This window comes from Streptomyces sp. NPDC088923 (assembly GCF_044749745.1).
Classification (GTDB): domain Bacteria; phylum Actinomycetota; class Actinomycetes; order Streptomycetales; family Streptomycetaceae; genus Streptomyces.
In genome coordinates, this window is the sequence record NZ_JBIVIO010000002.1 from 296032 (window position 1) to 315743 (window position 19712).

General features: G+C 73.4%; 17 protein-coding genes. 8 read left to right on the forward strand and 9 right to left on the reverse strand.

The genetic code is table 11. The features are described 5' to 3' along the window. Positions 1-33: 33 nt before the first annotated feature. Positions 34-1452, reverse strand: a complete 1419-nt coding sequence (locus ACIP4O_RS12515) for a capsule biosynthesis protein CapZ (RefSeq protein ID WP_401574385.1) — start codon at positions 1450-1452, stop codon at positions 34-36. A gap of 256 nt (positions 1453-1708) precedes the next feature. Beyond that, entirely contained in the window at positions 1709-2413 is a 705-nt protein-coding gene (locus ACIP4O_RS12520) for a winged helix-turn-helix transcriptional regulator (RefSeq protein WP_401574388.1), read from the reverse strand. 82 nt (positions 2414-2495) lie between these two features. Between ACIP4O_RS12520 and ACIP4O_RS12525 the strand changes: the two genes are divergently transcribed. After that, positions 2496-3713: a pyridoxal phosphate-dependent aminotransferase gene (locus ACIP4O_RS12525; protein WP_401574390.1), complete on the forward strand. Its 1218-nt coding sequence runs from the start codon at positions 2496-2498 to the stop codon at positions 3711-3713. Between the two features lie 289 nt (positions 3714-4002). On the opposite strand, the gene ACIP4O_RS12530 is transcribed toward ACIP4O_RS12525, so the two are convergent. Then, complete coding sequence (locus tag ACIP4O_RS12530) at positions 4003-5115, reverse strand: threonine synthase (RefSeq protein WP_401574392.1); 1113 nt, start codon at positions 5113-5115, stop codon at positions 4003-4005. Positions 5116-5316: 201 nt separating this feature from the next. Between ACIP4O_RS12530 and ACIP4O_RS12535 the strand changes: the two genes are divergently transcribed. The 6 genes from ACIP4O_RS12535 (at position 5317) to ACIP4O_RS12560 (ending at position 12445) form a co-directional block, all read left to right on the forward strand. Beyond that, on the forward strand, positions 5317-6072 hold the full coding sequence (locus tag ACIP4O_RS12535; protein ID WP_361328402.1) for a GntR family transcriptional regulator: 756 nt from the start codon (positions 5317-5319) through the stop codon (positions 6070-6072). 156 nt (positions 6073-6228) lie between these two features. Beyond that, the gene (locus ACIP4O_RS12540) at positions 6229-6522 is read left to right on the forward strand and encodes a hypothetical protein (RefSeq protein WP_401574394.1); all 294 of its coding nucleotides are present in this window, start codon (positions 6229-6231) and stop codon (positions 6520-6522) included. Between the two features lie 199 nt (positions 6523-6721). Beyond that, a complete protein-coding gene (locus tag ACIP4O_RS12545) occupies positions 6722-7114 on the forward strand; it encodes an NUDIX domain-containing protein (protein WP_401574396.1) in 393 nt (130 codons plus the stop codon). A 197-nt stretch (positions 7115-7311) separates the two neighbouring features. Beyond that, entirely contained in the window at positions 7312-7719 is a 408-nt protein-coding gene (locus ACIP4O_RS12550) for an ATP-binding protein (protein ID WP_361328411.1), read from the forward strand. Between the two features lie 499 nt (positions 7720-8218). After that, entirely contained in the window at positions 8219-11248 is a 3030-nt protein-coding gene (locus ACIP4O_RS12555; protein WP_401574398.1) for a SpoIIE family protein phosphatase, read from the forward strand. Positions 11249-11335: 87 nt separating this feature from the next. Beyond that, positions 11336-12445, forward strand: coding sequence for a hypothetical protein (locus tag ACIP4O_RS12560; RefSeq protein WP_401574400.1), 1110 nt, complete (start codon positions 11336-11338; stop codon positions 12443-12445). A 57-nt stretch (positions 12446-12502) separates the two neighbouring features. Here ACIP4O_RS12560 and ACIP4O_RS12565 read toward each other — a convergent pair whose 3' ends face one another. From ACIP4O_RS12565 to ACIP4O_RS12590, 6 genes are read right to left on the reverse strand one after another with little or no spacing between them, the layout of a single operon-like run. Next, positions 12503-13759: a cytochrome P450 gene (locus ACIP4O_RS12565; protein WP_401574402.1), complete on the reverse strand. Its 1257-nt coding sequence runs from the start codon at positions 13757-13759 to the stop codon at positions 12503-12505. Then, positions 13756-14991, reverse strand: a complete 1236-nt coding sequence (locus tag ACIP4O_RS12570) for a cytochrome P450 (RefSeq protein ID WP_401574404.1) — start codon at positions 14989-14991, stop codon at positions 13756-13758. Before ACIP4O_RS12570 ends, ACIP4O_RS12565 begins: the two co-directional genes overlap by 4 nt. Beyond that, on the reverse strand, positions 14988-15638 hold the full coding sequence (locus ACIP4O_RS12575; RefSeq protein ID WP_401574406.1) for a GTP-binding protein: 651 nt from the start codon (positions 15636-15638) through the stop codon (positions 14988-14990). The genes ACIP4O_RS12570 and ACIP4O_RS12575 overlap by 4 nt, the downstream gene beginning before the upstream one ends. Beyond that, the gene (locus ACIP4O_RS12580; RefSeq protein ID WP_361328428.1) at positions 15619-15966 is read right to left on the reverse strand and encodes a DUF742 domain-containing protein; all 348 of its coding nucleotides are present in this window, start codon (positions 15964-15966) and stop codon (positions 15619-15621) included. Before ACIP4O_RS12580 ends, ACIP4O_RS12575 begins: the two co-directional genes overlap by 20 nt. Next, on the reverse strand, positions 15963-16367 hold the full coding sequence (locus ACIP4O_RS12585) for a roadblock/LC7 domain-containing protein (RefSeq protein ID WP_361328431.1): 405 nt from the start codon (positions 16365-16367) through the stop codon (positions 15963-15965). The genes ACIP4O_RS12580 and ACIP4O_RS12585 overlap by 4 nt, the downstream gene beginning before the upstream one ends. After that, positions 16364-18202 (reverse strand): ATP-binding protein, encoded by a 1839-nt coding sequence (locus ACIP4O_RS12590; protein WP_401574409.1) that lies wholly within the window; start codon positions 18200-18202, stop codon positions 16364-16366. Before ACIP4O_RS12590 ends, ACIP4O_RS12585 begins: the two co-directional genes overlap by 4 nt. A gap of 478 nt (positions 18203-18680) precedes the next feature. On the opposite strand from ACIP4O_RS12590, the gene ACIP4O_RS12595 reads away from it, so the two are divergent. Then, positions 18681-19706 carry an acetylxylan esterase gene (locus ACIP4O_RS12595; protein ID WP_401574411.1) on the forward strand — a complete coding sequence of 342 codons (1026 nt, stop codon included), beginning with the start codon at positions 18681-18683 and terminating at the stop codon, positions 19704-19706. The last annotated feature ends 6 nt before the right edge of the window (positions 19707-19712 follow it).

Consider the following 19712-nt stretch of genomic DNA (forward strand, 5'->3'; position numbering starts at 1 on the left):
CCGGCGCGGGTCTTCCCTCAGCCCGTACCGCGTCTACCGGGCGCCGCGTTCCTCGCCGGAGGGCTCGACCGCCGTGGACGGCGCGAGCGTCTCCGTCGGCTCGAAGTCCTCCGACGGGCCGAAGACGATGTCGAGGACGTGGCTCATGCGGACGTCGTAGGTGTGGGTGCCGGGGGTGACGAGCTGCTCGGCCCTGTCGTACTTCCAGCCGTTGTTCACGCCCTGGTAGTGGCGGTGGTGGATCAGGTCGTTCTTCCGCGCGTTCGCGCCCGCGACGCTGTGCACGCGCCACTGCGTGGACCGCCAGTCCACGACGCCGGGCAGGACCGCCCACTTGACCGTGGTGGTGCCCTTCGCGCGGTGGCGGTAGTCGGTGAAGCGGCGCTGGCGCGCGGGGTCCATGGGCTCCGCTGTCGCCTTGGCGATCCAGCGGCCGTCGAACATCACGGCACCCGCCTCCGACTCCTGCGCGTGGTCGAAGACCGAGCGCGCGTCGTCGCACAGGACCAGTTCGTCGATGTCCACGCTGACGACCCCGGCCGCCTGGGAGAGGTAGCGGAAGCGGCCGTGCTCCAGGAGCCCGTACTGACAGTAGTCCGAGTCCCAGACCTCGTTCGGGCCGCAGTTGGGCCCCCAGGGGTAGCGCCAGTCCACGACGACGGCCGTCGTGATGCCCTCCACCGCCGCGATCGCGTCGGCCACGTCCTGCGGCGTGTAGCGCGTCGAGCCGTTGTCGTAGAACACGACCCCCGTCACGCCGTGGACCAGGTGGTAGTACTGGAGGAAGTCCTGAATCCAGACGAGGTCGTTGTCCTTGGACTTCGTGATGAGCGTCCGCTGCCCCGCGAAGAGCCCGGACTCGTCCGGTGAGATCTCCGCGCTGAACCGCTCGTCGCCGAGGCCCAGGGTCAGGCGTTGCCCCGGACCCGCGTTCCTGATGCGGGAACGCTGGGTCCTGCCCCAGTCGGAGAGCGAGACGGCCGCGCCGACGTCCTTGCCGTCCACCCGCCAATCGGCCTTCTCCAGCGGCTCCTTGAGGTTGTTGAGCGGTGGCCCCGAGAGCCAGACGTCCGCGCCCAGCCGGAACGCGTCGTAGAACAGGGTGCGGCTGTCGAACTTCTCCAGGTAGTCCGGCTGTTGGTCCTCCGGCTTGCGGGGCGGCACGCGGCGCAGCGGGGAGTCCCCGGGGAGCGTGATCCCCGAGGGCCGTACGACCTTGACGGTCTTCTGCTCCGGCTGCCCGACCGAGCGCCGTACGTCCCAGGCCGCGCGCGCCTCGCGGAGCGGCTGGAGGAACTCGTCGAGCGTGAGCGCGCCCGGGGGACGGGGGCGCTCCGCCTCCAGGCGGGTGAGGCGCCGGTCGAGCGCCGCGAGGTCGGCGGGCGGCAGCGCGGTCGTCTCGGTCCCGTTCGCCGGTCCGGTTCCTGTCTCGCCGAAGGCTCCAGTGGTCACGTTCGCTCCTGTTCCGGAGAGTGCCCCTCCCGGCCCGGTGCGCGCGGTGCGCGGCTCGCGGTGTGCGGCTCGCGGTGCGCACCGGAAGGAGGGCGCGGAGAGGGTCGGGTCGTGCGTTCCCACTGAATATCGCCGCCGCGTGCGGGCGGCACGGCGGGCGGGCGGGGAGAGGGCCGATCGGGGGAACCGGGCGGGTCGTACGAGTGGATTCCCGGGCGGGCGCGGTGCGGGTCCGCCGGGGGTGTGCGGGTCTGTCCTACGCGGCCGGGGCGGCGAGCCCGCGCGCTGTCTCGCTCTCGCCCGTGACCCGTACGAGCCCCTCCTTGACGGCCTCCGGCAGCGTCAGCGTGCCCTCGCCCAGGGCGCGGCACGTGTCGGCATCCATGTGCAGGCGCGCGTCGGGGGCCTCGGCGGGGCCCTCGGCGTAGGGCGGGTGGGTGTCGGGGGTGTGCGGGCGGAGGTGGAAGAGGCCCTCGGGGAGTTCGATCTCGACGACGGCGGGGCCCGGGAGCGTGCCGGCGAGCGGGGTGAGGAGGGGGAGCGCGAGCCAGTGGGCGCGGACCGCGTCGGTGGGGCGGCGGCTCGTGAGGTCGGGGGCGCCCCAGGCCGCGAGCGCGGTGAGCACGGGCAGCAGCTCACGGCCCCGGGCGGTCAGCTCGTAGACCGAGGCGGAGGAGGGGGCGGGGAGTTTGCGACGGGTCGCGAGGCCGTCGCGCTCCATGTCGCGCAGGCGGGTCGCGAGCATGTCGGTGCTCACGCCGGGGAGGTCGGCGAGCAGATCGGTGTAGCGACGCGGGCCCGCGAGCAGTTCCCGTACCACCAGCAGGCTCCAGCGGTCGCCGACCGAGTCGAGGGCGCGCGAGAGAGCGCAGTACTGGTCGTAGCTGCGGCGGCGGGGCTGCGGCTGCCGGGCTTGCGACTGCCGGGTCTGCGTCTGTCGGGTCTGCGTCTGACGTGGCATGAGTCGCAGTCTAGACACAGGGTTGGACTTTCCAAGTGCCCGCTTGGTAAAACCAAGCATCACAGTTTCCGTGGAGGCATCGATGGAGTTCCGGCAGTCGAACAAGCTGAACGGGGTCTGCTACGAGATCCGGGGCCCGGTGATCGAGCAGGCGAACGCGCTGGAGGAGGCGGGCCACAGTGTGCTGCGGCTCAACACGGGCAATCCCGCGCTCTTCGGCTTCGAGGCGCCGGAGGAGATCGTCCAGGACATGATCCGGATGCTCCCGCAGGCCCACGGCTACACCGACTCGCGCGGTGTCCTCTCCGCGCGCCGTGCCGTCGCCCAGCGGTACCAGGCGCTCGGCGTCGAGGGGGTGACAGTCGACGACGTGTGGCTCGGCAACGGCGTCTCCGAGCTCATCACGATGGCCGTGCAGGCGCTCGTCGAGGACGGCGACGAAGTCCTCGTGCCCGCACCGGACTTCCCGCTGTGGACCGCCGTCGTCACGCTCTCGGGCGGCAAGGCGGTGCACTACGTGTGCGACGAGTCCGCCGAGTGGAATCCTGACCTCGCCGACATGGAGTCCCGGATCACCGACCGCACGAAGGCGATCGTCCTCATCAACCCCAACAACCCGACGGGGGCGGTGTATCCGAAGGAGATCGTCGAGGGCGTGCTCGATCTCGCACGGCGCCACGGGCTGATGATCCTCGCCGACGAGATCTACGACCAGATCCTGTACGACGACGAAGTGCACCACAGCGCGGCGGCGTTGGGCCCGGACGTGGTCGTCCTCACGTTCAGCGGGCTCTCCAAGACGTACCGCGTCGCCGGGTTCCGGTCCGGGTGGCTCGTCGTGAGCGGGCCGCGGCAGCACGCGCGGGACTACCTGGAGGGGCTCCAGATGCTCGCCTCGATGCGGCTCTGCGCGAACGCGCCCGCGCAGTACGCGATCCAGGCGGCGCTCGGGGGGCGGCAGTCCATTCGCGAACTCACCTCGCCCGGCGGGAGGTTGCGGGAGCAGCGGGACCGGGCCTGGGAGAAGCTGAACGAGATCCCCGGCGTGAGTTGTGTGAAGCCGAAGGGGGCGCTGTACGCGTTTCCGCGGATCGATCCGGCGGTGCATCCGATCGTGGACGACGAGCGGTTCGTGCTCGATCTTCTGCTGCGGGAGAAGATCCAGGTGGTGCAGGGGACGGGGTTCAACTGGGGGCGGCCTGATCACTTCAGGATTCTGACGTTGCCGTATGCGGATGATCTGGAATCGGCGATCGGGCGGATCGGGCGGTTTCTGGCGGGGTACCGGCAAGCGGTTTGAGTGGGGCCGGGGCGCGGGCTCGGCCTCGCGGGGCTCCGCCCCGGGCCCCGATTCGGGGCTCCGCCCCGGGCCCCGCTCCTCAAGCGCCGGAGGGGCTGCGTTTTTCGGCCCGGGGGGGAGGGCTGGCCCGGATCGCGGTGGGCCTCGCGGGGCTCCGCCCCGGGCCCCGCTCCTCAAGCGCCGGAGGGGCTGCGTTTTTCGGCCCGGGGGGGGAGGGCTGGCCCGGATCGCGGTGCGCCTCGCGGGGCTCCGCTCCTCAAACGCCGGAGGGGCTGAATTTGTGGCCCGGTCAGGCCAGTCCCGTCTTCAGCCCCGCCCCGCACAACGGGATCACCGCCTCCCGCTCTCCCACCGCCCCCTGCCGGACCGCCGCCCAGCACGCCACTCCCGTTGCTTCCACGTACAGGCCCTGGCGGGCCAAATCCGCCTGGGCCGGGGCGATCGCGGATTCCGGGACCGTGTGGAAGGCGCCGTTCGTTGCCCGTACCGCCGCGAGGATCTGGGCAGCCCGGGGTGGGCGGGGGATCGCGATGCCCTCGGCCAGGGTGGGGGTGGCGGGGGTGTCGCCCGTGACGTCGTCCAGGCCCTCGCGCCATGCCCTCGCCAGCGGGGAGACCGCTTCGGCCTGCACGGCGTGCAGGGCCGGGCGGCGCGGGATCAGGCCCGCTCCGTGCAGCTCCTCGATCGCCAGGTGCGCGCCGAGCAGCAGGGTGCCGTTGCCGACCGGGACCACGAGGGCCTCGGGGAGCCGGCCGCCGAGTTGTTCCCACAGCTCGTGCACGTACGTCTTCGTGCCCTGCGTGAAGTACGGGTGGAAGACGTGGCTCGCGTAGAAGACGCCGGGCTCGTCAGCGGCGGTACGGGCCGCGCGCGCCGTCGCCTCGCGGTCGCCGGGGACGCGGACGACGCGGGCGCCGTGCGCGGCGATCTGCTCCGTCTTCTTCGGGGACGTCGACTCCGGCACGTACACCGTGCACCGCAGTCCGGCGCGGGCGCAGTAGGCCGCCACCGACGTACCGGCGTTGCCGCTGCTGTCCGCCAGGACCTCGCGCGCGCCCAGGAGCTGGGCCAGGCCCACGAGGAGGACCGCGCCCCGGTCCTTGAACGAGAGCGTCGGCATGAGGAAGTCCAGCTTCGCCGAGACCCGATCGGTGAGCCGCACGAGCGGGCTGCCGCCCTCCCCGAGCGAGATCCCGGGCGCCGCGGGCGGCAGGACGCCCGCGTACCGCCACAATGAAGTCGTCGGCCCGGCCGGGGACTTGGGCACGGGGTGGAAATCGAGGTCCAGGGGGCCCGCGCAGACCGGGCAGCACCAGCGCGGGTCCGCGAGCGGGACGCGGGTGCCGTCGCGGGGGCAGAGACGGTCGGGCAGGTCGGCCAGGCGTGCTGCGGCGGAGGTCATGGGAGTGAGCCTAGAAGCGGAGGGACCGCACGCTGTGTGAGGGGGAACTTCCCCGCGCGGGTTTTCCGGCGGCCTTTAGCGGACAGGAAGTCCCTGCGCAAAGCCTCTTCATCACATCGGGTGAAACTTTGGCCTCCGCTTGCGGGCGACAACTTTCGGTTGTCACGCTGTGGCCGTCTGTCAACCTGATCGGAGTGGCTTGTGACTTTCGGTGAGCAGCCGGCGTATCTGCGGGTCGCGGGGGATCTCCGGCAGAAGATCGTCGACGGTTCGCTCCCGCCGCACACCCGGCTTCCCTCGCAGGCGCGTATCCGCAAGGAGTACGGGGTCTCGGACACCGTGGCCCTGGAGGCGCGCAAGGTGCTGATGGCCGAGGGGCTCGTGGAGGGGCGATCCGGCTCGGGGACCTACGTACGCGAGCGCCTCGAACCGCGGCGGATCGCGCGCTCGGGCTTCCGCGCCCCGGCCGGGGCCTCGACCGCGTTCCGGCAGGAGCAGGCCGCGGAGGGGGCGCAGGGGTCCTGGGACGCGAGCAGCGCGCAGGAGCCCGCGCCCGAGGACATCGCGGAGCGGCTCGGGACCGAGCCGGGCGAGCGCGTCATGCGCACCCGCTACGTCTTCCGCGAGTCCGGGCGGCCGATGATGCTCTCCACCTCCTGGGAGCCGCTCTCGCTCACGGGCCGCACGCCCGTCATGCTGCCCGAGGAGGGGCCGCTCGGCGGCTGCGGCGTCGTCGAGCGCATGGCGGCGATCGAGACCGTCGTCGACAACGTGGTCGAGGAGGTCGGCGCGCGTCCCGGACTCGCCGAGGAACTGGCCCTGCTCGGCGGGGTGCCGGGACACGTCGTCATCGTCATCTCCCGTACGTACTACGCGTCCCAGCGCGCCGTGGAGACCGCCGACCTCGTCGTCCCCGCCGACCGCTACCGCCTCGCCTACCATCTGCCGGTCCGCTAGGCTCCGCCCCCGCGCCAAGTCCTGGCTTCAGGGGGCGCGTTGGGCGTGTGCGCCCCCGTGCGACCCCCGGGTTCCCCACGGGGGCCGGCCGGTTCACTTCCTCGTATCGTGCCAACTCGCATGCGGTGCGTGAAGGCGAGGGGTAGGGTCGGGCATATGCGAAACGGAGTTTCCACGGGGGGCGTCGCCAGGGTGGGACGCCAGGTCCGCAGGGCCGGCACGGCCGATCCCGTCGCCTCGTTGCCCTGGCAGTTGATACGGCGTGACGACGGCGAAGAGGACAGCTACCGCGTCGCCAGCTACGCCACCCGCGCCGAGGCCGAGCGCCGCGCCGACGGCCTCAACGCCCGCGTCCCCGCGCCCCGCGCGCTCTACGTCGTCGAGCACGCCGACGACCGGCCCCGCCCCGAAGGCGTCATCGGCGTACTGGACACGGACCCGCTCGGCTAGGACGTCGAGGACCCGCTCCGCCGGATCGCCGGAGCAGGGTCGACGACGCCCGGCGCCCGACGCCCGGCGCCCGGCGCCCGACGCCCGGCGCCCGGCGCCCCACGCCCGGCGCCGAGGCCGGAGGCCCGGAGCATCTAGAGTCGTCCGCCGGACGGACGGCGCCGACCGGGGCGCGGACCGGCGAGGGATGGTGCGAGCGGTGCTGATCGACACGGTGGCCTGGGTGCGGGTCGAGGGCGGGCGCGTGCTGTGCGCGCGGCCGCGCGGCAAGGACGTCTTCTACGTGCCGGGCGGCAAGCGCGAGCCCGGCGAGAGCGATATCGACGTCCTCCTGCGCGAGGCGGAGGAGGAGCTGACCGTACGGCTCGACGCCGCGAGCGCGCGCCACCTCGGCACGTACGAGGCCGAGGTGCCGGAGTCGCCCGGGACGTGGGTGCGGATGAGCTGCTGGACCGCCGAGCACAGCGGGGGCATCGCACCGAGCAGCGAGATCGAGGAGATCGCCTGGTTCACGCTCGCCGACCGCGCCGAGGTCCCGCCCGTCGACCGCCTCCTCTTCGACGAACTCGCCAGGCGGGGACTGCTCGACTGACGGCCACCCCCGCCGCTCCCGCGCGCCGGTCCCTCCTCCCCACCTTCCTCCCCGTCCACCGGGCGGGCTCCCCGTGCTGCGCCATTCGTGCCAACCCGCCGGGAAGTACGCGCGATTCCGTCTGAAAAGCGTGGCTTGGGGCTATTGATGGCGCAAGGGATTCTCCGCCAAGGGTCTTCTACGGTCTTTCTGGGGAAGTGATCGTCTTGATCGACACCGAGGGCGTGTGCGCCGAGTGGACCTTTCCGGCTGAGCCCGGGGTGGCGCGCAGGGCCAGGGACCTGACCCGCGAGCGCCTCACCGACTGGGGTCTCGCCGCGATGACCGACGTGACGATTCTCGTCGTCAGCGAACTCGTCACCAACTCCCTCAGATACGCCCACGGCCCCATCGGCCTGCGCCTCTCGCGCCGCAGGGACAGCCTCTTCGTCGAGGTCTCCGACCCCGTCACGCAGGGCCCCCGCGAACGCAGACCCCGCCACGACGAGGAACGCGGTCGCGGCATCCGGCTGCTCAGCAGACAGTCGCGGAACTGGGGGACGAGCGTGGACCCGGCGCGCACCGGCAAGACGGTGTGGTGCGAGCTGCCCATCCCGGTCGCCTGAACCTCCGTACGAATTCCGCACATTCGTCGCTTCCGTACGGCGCGAAATCGGCGCGGCGCAGGCTCCGCGTGCGCCCCGTGCCCCCGTACGCCTCCCCGCTTGCCGCCGCGCGCGCCTGTTCGCGCTCCTGTGCGACCCGCGCGAATCGCGCCGCCCTCGCGCCCGCCGTCGCGCCCTCCTCCGCGCGCGTCGGGACGACTGTGCGACGCGGGCGCGCAGCACGGACGCACGAGGCGGATTAGAGGAGGGGGCGGCTGGTTAGGAGAGAGGAAGTGTCGATCTCCAGGTCAGGGCCCAGGGCGGAAGCCGAGGCCGCGCGCGCGTGGGCGTGCGCGGCTGTCCTCGCGTGCGCGGGCGTGTGCGTGACGGGGGCCGGAAAGCGTCGGGATCGGCCGGTGATCGTGAAGGTCGTTGGGTGTCGCGCCGCGGTGCTGGATACTGCGGGAAGTTGCCGCCCGGAGCGCCCCCCGGTCGCGGTCGGCTGGAGGGGACGGTACGCGTGAGCGAGATACCTGCGAGGGCGGCGGGCCCCCGTCGTACCCCGGACGAGATCGTGTGGCAGAGCAACCCACCGGGCTCCATCTACGACTACATCAAGGTCGCCGCCTTCTCGATAGGGCCGGACGGCACCGTCGACCAGTGGAGCGAGCGGGCCGAACGGCTCTTCGGCATCGGCGCCGAGGACGTCGTGGGCCGCGATCCGGTGGAGGCCTTCGTGCCGCCGAGGCTGCGCGGCCAGGGGCATCGCAAGCTCGCCGAGGTCCTCGACGGCCGCGAGTGGACGGGGATCGTCCCCTTCCGCTTGCCCGCGGGACGGGCCCCGGCGGCCCGCGGAACCACGCTGGGTGAGGGGCCCGATCCCGTCGCGGCGGGCCCGGCCGCCGGCGGCGCGGGACCTGGTTCCGGCAGCCCTGATTCCGCTTCGGGACGCCTTCCCGCTCAGGAGGGCATCGCGGAGATCTACGTCATGCCCACGCGTACCGAGCACGGCGATCCGGCGGCTGTCTGCATCGCCGTGGACGTGCGCACGCTGCGCGGCATCGAGACGGACCTCGCCGCCTCGCAGGCGATTTTCGGCCAATCTCCCTTCGGTTTCGTGCTCTTCGGAACCGACTTGCGGATACGGAGGGTGAACGAGCGGTTCGCCTCCGTCTTCGGCCGCCCGGCCGCGTCGCACCAAGGGCGCGGCGCGGGGGACTACCTCGTACCGGCGGAGCGCGATCGCCTGGAGGCCGCGTTGCGGCACGTCCTGGAGAAGGGCGGGGCGCTCAACGACCTCAGCCTCACGGGCACGGCCCCCGGCGAGACCCAGCCCAGGCACTGGTCGCTCGACCTCTACCGCGTGCACAGCGGTACGGGCCGCCCGCTCGGCGTCGCCGCGCTCGCCACCGACGTGACCCGGCGCCAGGCCGCCGCGCGCGAGGCCGCGAGCGCCCGGCGCAACCTGGCTCTCCTCAACGAGGCCGGCTCGCGCATCGGCAATTCGCTCGACCTGGAGACCACCGCGCGCGAACTCCTCGACGTCGCCGTCCCCGGCTTCTGCGACCTCGCCTCGGTCGACCTCTACCAGGCACTGCTGATCGGCGACGAGCAGGCGCCCGGGATGGCGGACGGCAGCGCGGAGCTGCGCCGGGTCGCCTTCGCGAGCGCCGTCGCCGACGTGCTGCCGTTCCTGCGGCAGCGTGAAAGCGGCGGCGCGGTGCCCGGCACGGGAACGGGCGGACCGACGGCGAGTACGGGCGGACCCTCCGCGAGTACGGGCGGACCCACGGCGAGCACGGACGGTCCGGCGCGGCCCGTGCCGCCGGTGTCCACGCCGCCACCGCCCCGTACCGGCGCACCTCCCGGAGCACCCGCCGTTAACCCCGCCCCGTCCCCCGAGGCCCCCGCCGAGGCGAGCCCCGAGGACCGGATGCGCGAGTGGAGCGCCTCGCCCGCCGGGCCGTTCACGGTCGGGCGGCCCAGCGCGCCCGGCGAGGGACGGCGCGAGCGGGGCCGGCCCTGGTACGGGTACGGGCCGGGCCCCGAGGAGGCGCGGCGGCACGGGGCCGGGGCGGGCTCCGTCGACGTCGGTGCCGTGCACCGCTACCCCTCCGACTCGCCCCGTGCCCGCGTGCTGGGCACCGCGCGGCCCGAACTGCTGCCGGGCACGGACGGCGACCTCGTGCAGTCCACGCTCGCCGTGCCGATGGTCGCGCACGACAAGGTCGTCGGGCTCGCGCAGTTCGCCCGCACCAAGGGCAGCGAGCCCTTCGGCGAGCGGGACCGTGCCCTCGCCGTCGAACTCGCCAGCCGGGCCGCCGTGTTCATCGACAACGCGCGCCTGTACCGGCGCGAGCACGAACGCGCCCTGCTCCTCCAGCGCAGCCTGCTGCCGCCCGGCGAGCCGGAGGCGGCCGGGCTCGACATCGCCTGCCGCTACCTCCCGGGCAACGAGGCCACCGAGGTGGGCGGGGACTGGTTCGACGTCATCGAACTCCCCGGCCACCGCACGGCACTCGTCGTCGGGGACGTCATGGGGCGCGGGCTGCGCGCGGCGGCGGCGATGGGCGAACTGCGCACGGCCGTACGGACCCTCGCGCTGCTCGACCTCGAACCCGCCGAAGTGCTCTCGCACCTGGACGAGATCGCCCAGGGGCTCGGCTCGCCGCAGCAGACGACGCGCCCGGCCCGCCAGGATCAGGACACGGATCTCGCCGAGGTCTACCTCGCCACGTGCGTGTACGCGGTGTACGACTCCGTGACCCGCCGCTGCACCTTCGCCAACGCGGGCCACCTGCCGCCCGTCCTCCTGGAGCCGAGCGGCGCCCACCGGCCCGCGCTGCTCCTCGACGTGCCCCCGGGCATGCCGCTCGGCGTCGGCGGCGAGCCCTTCGAGGAGGTCACCGTCGAACTCCCCGAGGGCGCGCTCCTCGCGCTCTACACGGACGGGCTCGTCGAGTCCAGGCACCAGCCGCTCGACGAGGGCCTGCTCGCCTTCCGCAACGCCCTCACCGATCCCGGGCGTTCGCTGGAGGACATCTGCGACCAGGTCCTGCGGCGCCTCGACACGCACCACGGCGAGGACGACATCGCCCTCCTCATGGCGCGCGTGCAGGGCCTGCCCGCGGAGAACGTCGGCGACTGGACGCTGCCGCGCGATCCGCAATCGGTCGGCAGGGCCCGCGAGTACACGCGGGAACGGCTCGCGGGGTGGGGGCTCGAAGCCCTCGCCGACACCACGGAGCTGCTGGTCAGCGAGCTGGTGACGAACGCCCTGCGGTACGGGGACGGGGAGATCAGGCTGCGGCTGCTCCTCGACCGGACGCTCGTGTGCGAGGTGTGGGACGAGGGGCTCGTGCAGCCGAGGCGGCGACGCGCCAAGGACACGGACGAAGGAGGGCGCGGGCTCCAACTCGTCGGGCTGCTCGCCGCCTCCTGGGGCTCGCGCAGGACGCCGCACGGGAAGACGGTGTGGTTCGAGCTGGGGCTGCCGGACGGGGAGTCCGGTGGCGTGGACGCGGCGGAGGCGCTGCTGAGCCTGTTCTGACGCGGTCTCAAGACCCTCGGCGTGTCGGTTACTCTGTGCGACGCGCCGGGGGGTGGCTCCGGGCTCGGTGGGCCAGGAGGCGGGCGGATGCGGACGGAGACCGTGGAGCGGGGCGCGGACGGGGCGGAGGGGGACGCGCCGGGCATACCGCCGAAAGCCCGTGAACGCGGGCCCCGTTGGCTGCGGGTGCTGCGGTGGACAGCCCTCGGCGTGGTGCTGATCGTGCTGGTTCCGCTGCTCGCGGCGGGGACCTGGCTGCGGTTCTCGTACGCGGGGGAGCCGGGGGACGGGACGCGGACGCGCGGTCGTGACGCGCTGTGGCTCGGGCACGCGTGGGTCGACGGGCGCAAGGACGCCGGGGACCTCGACCGGCTCGTGGCACAGCTCCGGTACACCGGAATCCGCGATCTGTACGTGCACGCGGGCCCGCTGGAGCACGACGGCACGCTCCCCGAAAAGCTCTACCCGAAGGCGGCTTGGCTCGTCGGAGGACTCCACGAGCGCCTTCCCCGGCTCCGCGTGTCGGCCTGGCTCGGCGACGTGCTCGACACCGAGTCCCCCGAAGGGCTCAGCATGACGGACCCGAAGACGCGCGGCGCGATCCTCACCTCCTCGCGGCAGATACTCGACGCCGGATTCCAGGGCCTGCACTTCGACTTCGAGCCCCTCCACTCCGGCGACCGGGACTTCCTCGGCCTCCTCTCCCGCCTCCACACCCTCACGGCCGCCCGGCACGCACCGCTCTCCGTCGCCGCGCACCAGATCGACCCGCTCCCGAGCCTGCACACCGTCTTCGGCGCGGTCAGCGGGCACGAGAAGTACTGGAGCCAGTCCTACTTCGGGCAGGTCGCGCACCGCGTCGACCAGATCGCCGTCATGTCGTACGACACGGCGATGCCGCTGGAGAGCCTCTACGGGGGCTATGTGGCCCAGCAGACCGAACTCGCCCTCGAAGCCACCCCGCCCGAGACCGACTTGCTCATGGGCATGCCCTTCTACCACGAGAACAAGTTCGGCCACCGGGCCGCCGCCGAAACGGTGGCGGCCGCCGTGCGCGGCGCCCGCCTCGGCCTCGCGCGCACCGACCGCGAACGCGTCCGCTTCGGCCTCGCGCTCTACGTGGACTTCGCCGCGACGGAGGCCGACTGGAAGGCGTACCGCGACAGCTGGGGCGCGCCGGTCAACCGGCTGGGCTGAGGCGGCGAGGCCCCGGGGACGCGAGGAGGAGGTTCCTCGCGTCCCCGGGGCCGTGCCTCAGCTGTGGAGGCGGACCGGCAGCTCGTACAGGTCGTTCTGGGTGACCACCGGCTTGTTGCGCAACTCGCCCGGCGCGACCGCGAGGTCCAGGCCGGGGAAACGGGTGTACAGCGCCGGGAGGGCGACCCCCGCCTCCAGCCGGGACAGCGCCGCGCCGGGGCACACGTGCGGTCCGTGCCCGAACGAGATGTGCCGGGCCGCCGTCTCGCGGGTGAGGTCGAACTCGTTCGCCGAGGGGCCGTGGGCCTGCTCGTCGCGGCCGATCGCGGCGAACGACACGATCAGGGCGTCCCCGGCGGGCAGCACCTTGTCGCCGACGGGCACGTCCTCCGTGGCGAACCGGATCAGCACGTGCGAGGTGGGCGTCGACCAGCGCAGCGTCTCCTCGACCGCCGCCGACCAGTCGGCCTCGCCCGACAGGACCAGCTCGCGCTGCTCGGGGTGGGCGGAGAGATTGCGGACCGCGTTGACGATCAGGGAGATCGTCGTCTCGTGCCCCGCCGCCACCATCAGCTGGAGCGTGGAGACGATCTCCTGATCGGTGAGCCGGTCGCCGTCCTCGGACGCCTGGATCAGCCCCGAGGTCAGGTCGTCGCCCGGGTTCTCCCGCTTGCGGGCCACCGCGTCGGCCATGATGCCGCCCAGCTCGGTGAGGGTCGCGAGGACCTCCTCCGGCGGGGTCTGCGTGGAGAAGAACTTCTCGAACAGCACCTTCAGGCGGGGCAGGATCGCCTCGTCCAGGCCCATCAGGTCCGCGATGACGTACATCGGCAGCGGGTAGGCGAAGACCGCCTTCAGGTCGACCGTGCCGTCCTCGGCGGCCTGCTCGGCCACCCGGTCGAGGAGGCCGTCCGTCAGCTCGGCGATCCGCTCGCGCATCCGCTCCACCCGGCGCGGCGTGAGCGCCTGTGCGACCAGCCCGCGCAGCCTGCGGTGGTCGGCGCCGTCCACGGTCAGCATCGAACGCCCCGGGTTGGCCAGCCCGATCAGCGGCCAGTCGGGGGCGATCTCGCCGCGCTGCCAGGCGCCCCAGACGTTGATGTCCTTGACGATGCGCGGGTCGGTGAGCAGCTTCTTCGCCTCCGCGTGGTGCGTGACCGCCCACACCGGCACGTCGCCGGGCAGCATCACGGCGGCCAGCGGGCCCGCCGCCCGCAGGGCGGCGCTCTCCCCCTCCAGGTCGGAGACGAACGGGTCCAGGTGGATGCGGTGCCGCTCGGGTTCCGCCGAGAGCGCTTCCGTAACTGCCGTCATGTGAACGGTCCTCCAAGAGCCGGAGTGGGTGTGAAGGTGACCGGGAGCTCGGTCAGGCCGCGCAGCCACGGTGACGGGCGGCGTGCCAGGGACTCGGCCGACACCGCGAGATCGATGTCGGGCAGCCGGTCGAGGACGACCTCGATACCGGTCCGCGCGATCACCTCGGCGATCTCCTGCGCCGGGAACGGACAGCGGTGCTCACCGTGCCCGAAGGAGAAGTGGGCGCCGTTGCCGCCGGTCAGCGCCGACTGGTCGGTGCGCACCTGCGGGTCCGAGTTGGCGCCCTGGAGGCCGAGGAGCAGCATGTCTCCGGCCCGGATCGCGTGACCGCCGAGCCGGACGTCGCGGGAGGCCCAGCGGCCGGCCACGTTCTGGGTCGGCGTGTCCTCCCACAGCACCTCGTTCATCGCCTCGGCGATGCTGTTGCGCCCCCCGAACAGCGAGGCGGCGAACCGGCTGTCGGTCAGCATCAGGCGCAGCGAGTTGCCGATCCAGTCGGCGGTCGGCTGGTGCCCGGCGGCCATCATCACCATCAGGTCCTGGACGATCTCCTCGTCGCTGAACCCCGAGGTGTCGGCGAGCATCCGGGAGACGACGTCGTCCGCGGGCTCCTCGCGCCGGCTCGCCACCAGCCGTGTCATCGACGTGAACAGGTGTGCCTGGCCCGCCAGCGCGCGTTCCCGGCCGTCGATCATGTCGTTGAGGGCGGTCACCATGGCCGGTCCGTCCTCGTCGGCGACGCCGTACAGCCGGGCCAGTACGCGTACCGGCAGCAGCATCGCGAACTCGGCGATGATGTCGGCGGCGCCCTTCGCGCAGATCGCGTCGATCAGCTCGTCGGCGAACTTCTCCGCGTGTGCCCGCAGTTCGGACGGGTCGACCGCCTCAAGAGCGGCGGTCAGCATGCCCGCCCGTTCCCGGTGGCGCGCGCCGACCGTGTAGAGGATCGACGGCTGCTTGCGGCCGATCATCGGCAACAGCGGCCAGTCCTCGGGGATGTTCACCCACTGGCTCCACAGCTCGGAGTCCCGGCTGAACAGCACCGGGTCGCCGGTGATCTGGTGCAACTCGCGGTAGCCGAGCACCAGCCAGGCCGGTACGTCGCCGTCGAGCAGCACCGGTACGACCGCGCCGTGGTCGCGGCGCATCTCCCGGTACACGCGGGCCGGGTCGTCCTGGAGCAGCGGGCCGCTGAGCCGGACGGGCCGGGGGGTGGGGACGGTGCTCACACCAGCTCCTGACGGGGGGTCCGGGCCGCGCGGTCGGTGCCCGTGGGCGGCACGGGGCGGGCGCCGGCGTACACCGCCTGGACGTACTCCACCAGCGTGATCAGCACCAGCTTGCTGGACTCCCTGGAGCGGGCGTCACAGGTGACCAGCGGCACGTGCGGGTCGAGGTCGAGTGCCTCGCGGATCTGTTCCGGGGTGAAGGGGGGACCGCCGAAGTCGTTGCACGCCACGACGAACGGCGTGCCGTGCTTCTCCAGCCGGTCGATGGCGTACCAGGAGTCGTCGATACGGCGCGTGTCGACGAGGACGACCGCGCCCAGCGTGCCGGAGAACAGCCGGTCCCACAGGAACCAGAAGCGCTCCTGCCCCGGCGCCCCGAACAGGTACAGCACGTTGCGGGCGTCCAGCGTGATGCGGCCGAAGTCGAAGGCGACGGTGGTCGCCGTCTTGCCGCTCACCGCGCTGTTGTCGTCGACGGCCTCGCCGGCCTGGGTCATCGTCTCCTCGGTGTTGAGGGGACGTATCTCGCTCACCGAACGGACCATCGTCGTCTTGCCGGCGCCGAAGCCGCCCACGACCACGATCTTGAGGCCGTTGTCGGCGCTCGCGCCGAGCGGCGTGCGCGTCTCAGAGGTTGCGGAGTCCAACGAGCACCTGCTCCAGGATGTCGGGGTCGGGTACGGCGGCCGTGCGGGGATGGCGGGCGCTGACCTTGCCCGCCGCGTGGAGGTCGGCGAGCAGAATCCGGGTGACGCTCACCGGGAGCCTCAGCTCGGCCGCGATCTCCACGGCCGCCGTGGGACGTTCGGTGAGGCGCAGGATCGCCGCGTGTTCGGACTGCATGCCGGGGACCGGATCGCACTCGGCGACGACCAGGGTCACCAGGTCGAAGGGGGCGTCCGGGCCGGGCCGGCTGCGCCCCTGGGTGAGGGTGTACAGCCGGTCGGGCGCGTCGTCCCTGCCGGGCCTGCTCACGAGTTCCTGGGGAGGGCGGTGAGGTGCTCGCCGAGCTGTTCGACGAGTTCGCTCATGTTGTGCCCGACGAGACCGGCGTCGGCGTCCTCCGTGGTGACGACGGCGAGGTGGGCGCCCTCGCCGGCCTCGACGATGAACAGCACACCGCCGTAGAACTCGGCCATCGCCGAGCGGACGCCGCCGCTGCCGTCGCCGAACTCCACGGAGGCGCCGTGCGACAGGGACTGGATGCCCGCGGCGATCGCGGCGAGCTGGTCCGCCTGGTCGCCGGAGAGTTCCGGGGTACGGCACAGCTTGAGGCCGTCACGGGACAGCACGAGCGCGTGCCGTGCGCCCGGCGTGCGCTCCAGCAGGCCCTCTATCAGCCAGGTGAGCTTCTCGTCGGCGGTCGTGCCGGTCATGGTGTGGTGTCGCCTTCCGGGCTCGGGGAGGTCGGGAGTGCCGCCGCGTCGGCGGCGGGCGCCTCGGCGGGGGTTTCTGGGGCGGACCCGGGCGTGGGTCCTGGGGTGGCGGCGAGCGGGGTCGTCCCGGCTCCGCCGTCGGCCTGTCGGGGCAGGGGAGTGTTCAGCGTGGATTCGGAGGACTGGCCGTCGTTGACCGCCCGTACCGCTTGGCGGAAGGTGTGGAAGCGGGCCGTGCGGGCCCGGGTCTCGGCGGCGGTGGGGGCGGGGCGGGACGGCGTGACACCACCGGAGTGGGCGCGCTCGGCCTCGGCGAGGGTCTCCCCGCGGCGCCGGCGCGGAAGCACGAGCGGGGCCTGCGCGGAGTCCGCGTCGGGGGAGCCCGCGGAACGCGGGGAGCCCACGGAATCCGGGGTGCCTGCGGAATCCGGGGAGCCCGCGGTACGGCTCCTGGTGGCCGTGCCGGTGTCCCCGCGGCGGGGGAGGGAGGGGGCGGCGGATCGGGGGGAGGGGCCGGTGTCGGTCGCCCGGGCGGCGGGGGGTGTCGTGCTCGCGGCCGTCTCCGTACCCGTACCCGTACCCGTGTGCGGGGCCGTGAGGGCGGGGCCCCCGGGGGATACGAGGATCTCCTGCGGGACGAGCACCAGCACGCCGGTGCCGCCGCGCGCCGAGGGCCGGTAGGAGACCCGGAGGCCGTAGCGGCGGGCGAGCCTGCCGACCACGGCGAGACCGAGCCGGGTGCCGGTGAGACCGCCCAGCTCCACGGCTTCGCCCGTCACCGCCCGCTCGGCGCGGCGCAGTTGGGCCTCGCCCATGACGAGGCCGCTGTCCTCGATGGACACGATGACTCCGGCCGGGACCTCCTCGACGTAGACGTGCACCTCGGCCGTGGGCGGCGAGAAGGTGGCGGCGTTGTCGAGGAGTTCGGCGAGCGCGTGCATGACGCCCTCGGCCGCGTGCCCGGCGACGGCGGTGTCGCCCGCGGAGTGGATCCGGACGCGCCGGTAGCCGCTGATCCGGCCCATGGCGCCGCGCAGGACCGACTCCATGGTGATGGGACGGGCCCAGCGGCGGCCCGAACGGGCACCGGTGAGGACCGCCACGGAATCCGCGAGACGGCCGGCCTGCGCGGTGCGGTGGTCGAGGTGGAACAGGTCGGCGAGGACCTCCTCGTCCTGGTGCTTCTCCTCCATGGCCCGAAGGTCGGCGAGCATGCCGGTGGACAGGGCCTGCATCCGCCCGGCGGCGTTCGCCGTCGCGGACAGCGCGGCGGCGCGGGAGCTGTTCGCCTCCCGCGTCCGGGCCGTGAGCCGGGCGGTCTCCGCGATCAGCCGGTCACGCTGGGCGGCGAGCCCGTCGCGCTCCTCGGCGTGCTCGGCCGTCAACTTGTCCACGAAGGCGCTGTGTTCGTCGTCCCGTCGGCTCAGCTCGGCCGCGTGCTCGGTGGCGAGTCGCCGCACCTCGGCCGCGTGCGCGTCGGCCAGACGCTTCCGCTCGGCGCCGTGCGCGTCCACGAGACGCTTCCGCTCGACGGCGTGCGCGTCCGTGAGCCGGGCCCGCTCCTGGAGGAGCCGGCCGGCTTCCTGGGTGGCGGCTCCCAGCCGGTCCCGGGCCGTTCGCGCGGAGAGTACGGCGTAGGTGGCGACCGTCACGGCCACGCAGAGCGCCAGTGCGGCGAGCGCCCCCGCCGCGGCGAGCGCGCCGCGTGCGGACTCCGGCCCGAGGAGCGCGGCGGCGGTGACCGCGAGCGCGGCCAGCACCACCGTGCACACGGGGACGGGCAACACGCTGCGGAGGGTGGGGCGATCGCCGGGGGGCAGGGGGGAGGAGGTCATCAATCAGGTCCTCGTCGGGTCCTCGGTCAATCCTCGGGCGTGCAGACGCGCGTCTGTGCGGCCCTGAGGGCGGTCCGAGTGATCGCCGAACCTGGTCCGGGGATTGCTCACCGAACGAACGCATGCAGACATCGGTGCGCAAGTTCCGGTCACTATACGAGAGTTCCTGATCGACTGGGGGAATCCGCTTCCGTTTTCCGTAGGTGATCGGACGGGCGGGCCTCGGAGGGCCGATCAGCAGGGGAGGGTGCCTGGCGTGCGGTGGGCGAGCGCGTCGGTCGGGGCGAGCGCGTCGGTCGGGCAAGCGCGTCGGTCGGGCGAGCGCCGACTTCACGCCGCGCGGCGCGAGCGGCGCCGAGAAGGCCGAGTCGCTCACCGGTCCCGCATCGGCTGGAGGGGGCGGGAGAGGGCGGGCGCGTGACCCGTGGGGCCGCCATCGAGTCGTTGGCGCTGGTGAGACGCCGTAGGGTCGGGAATCATGGAGCACGATGACGCCACACCGTCGCAGGGACCGGGAGCGCCCTCGCGGGGCCCGGGCGAGAGCCCGTACGGCTTCGATCCCACGTACGGCTACGAGCTTCCCGCCCTGCTCGCCGTGCCCGCGCCCCCGGCCCCCGACGACTTCGGGGAGTTCTGGGGGCGGCTGCGGGGGCGGGCGCGCGCGGTCGCCACGGAGCCCGAGCTGGGCCCCGTCGAGGACGAGCGCGACGGGCTCGTGATCCGCTCCGTCACGTACACCTCGCTCGGCGGGGTCCGGCTCGGCGGCTGGGTCGCGATGCCCACCGAGGGGCCCGTACGGCACGGCTTCGTGATCGGGCACGGCTACGGCGGCCGGGACCGCCCCGGGCCGGATCTGCCGCTGCCGCTCGGGCAGTCCGCCGCGATCCTGCCCTGCGTGCGCGGGCTGCCCGCGCGCGGGCTCGTCGACGGGGTCCCCGCCGACGCGGAAGCCCACGTGCTGCACGGCATCGCGAGCCGCGAGACCTCCGTGCTCGGCGCGTGCGTCGCCGACCTGTGGTGCGCGGCGAGCGCGCTCGTCGAACTCGTGCCCGCGCTCGCCGGACCCCGCCTCGGCTACCTCGGCGAGAGCCTCGGCGGCGGCCTCGGCGCGCTCGCGCTGCCCTGGGACGAGCGCTTCGTCGCGGCGCAGCTCACCGTGCCGGCCTTCGGCAACCACCCGCTGCGGCTCACGCTGCCCAGCGTGGGCAGCGGCGAGGCGGTACGGCAGTACCACGCCGGGCACCCCGAGGTCACCGACGTCCTCACGTACTTCGACGCGGCGACGGCGGCGACGCTGATCCGTGTCCCGGTCCTCGTCGCCGCCGCGCTCCACGACCCCGCCGTACCCCCGCCCGGCCAGTTCGCCGTGCACAACGCGCTTCCGGCGGCGGGTGACCCCTTCCTGCTGCGCGCCGGACACCACCCGTACGCGGAGGAAGCGACCGACCGCACGGCGCTCGCGCAGGCCCGCACGGACTTCTTCGCCGCCCACATGCCGGGGTAGCCGCGC

Bases quoted from the DNA above. Each gene is read 5' to 3' on its own strand.
- ACIP4O_RS12540 (WP_401574394.1), top strand. From the start codon at position 6,229: ATGCGAAACGGAGTTTCCACGGGGGGCGTCGCCAGGGTGGGACGCCAG.
- ACIP4O_RS12585 (WP_361328431.1), bottom strand. From the start codon at position 16,367: ATGACCGGCACGACCGCCGACGAGAAGCTCACCTGGCTGATAGAGGGC.
- ACIP4O_RS12560 (WP_401574400.1), top strand. From the start codon at position 11,336: ATGCGGACGGAGACCGTGGAGCGGGGCGCGGACGGGGCGGAGGGGGAC.
- ACIP4O_RS12525 (WP_401574390.1), top strand. From the start codon at position 2,496: ATGGAGTTCCGGCAGTCGAACAAGCTGAACGGGGTCTGCTACGAGATC.
- ACIP4O_RS12520 (WP_401574388.1), bottom strand. From the start codon at position 2,413: ATGCCACGTCAGACGCAGACCCGACAGACGCAGACCCGGCAGTCGCAA.
- ACIP4O_RS12530 (WP_401574392.1), bottom strand. From the start codon at position 5,115: ATGACCTCCGCCGCAGCACGCCTGGCCGACCTGCCCGACCGTCTCTGC.
- ACIP4O_RS12595 (WP_401574411.1), top strand. From the start codon at position 18,681: ATGGAGCACGATGACGCCACACCGTCGCAGGGACCGGGAGCGCCCTCG.
- ACIP4O_RS12590 (WP_401574409.1), bottom strand. From the start codon at position 18,202: ATGACCTCCTCCCCCCTGCCCCCCGGCGATCGCCCCACCCTCCGCAGC.
- ACIP4O_RS12565 (WP_401574402.1), bottom strand. From the start codon at position 13,759: ATGACGGCAGTTACGGAAGCGCTCTCGGCGGAACCCGAGCGGCACCGC.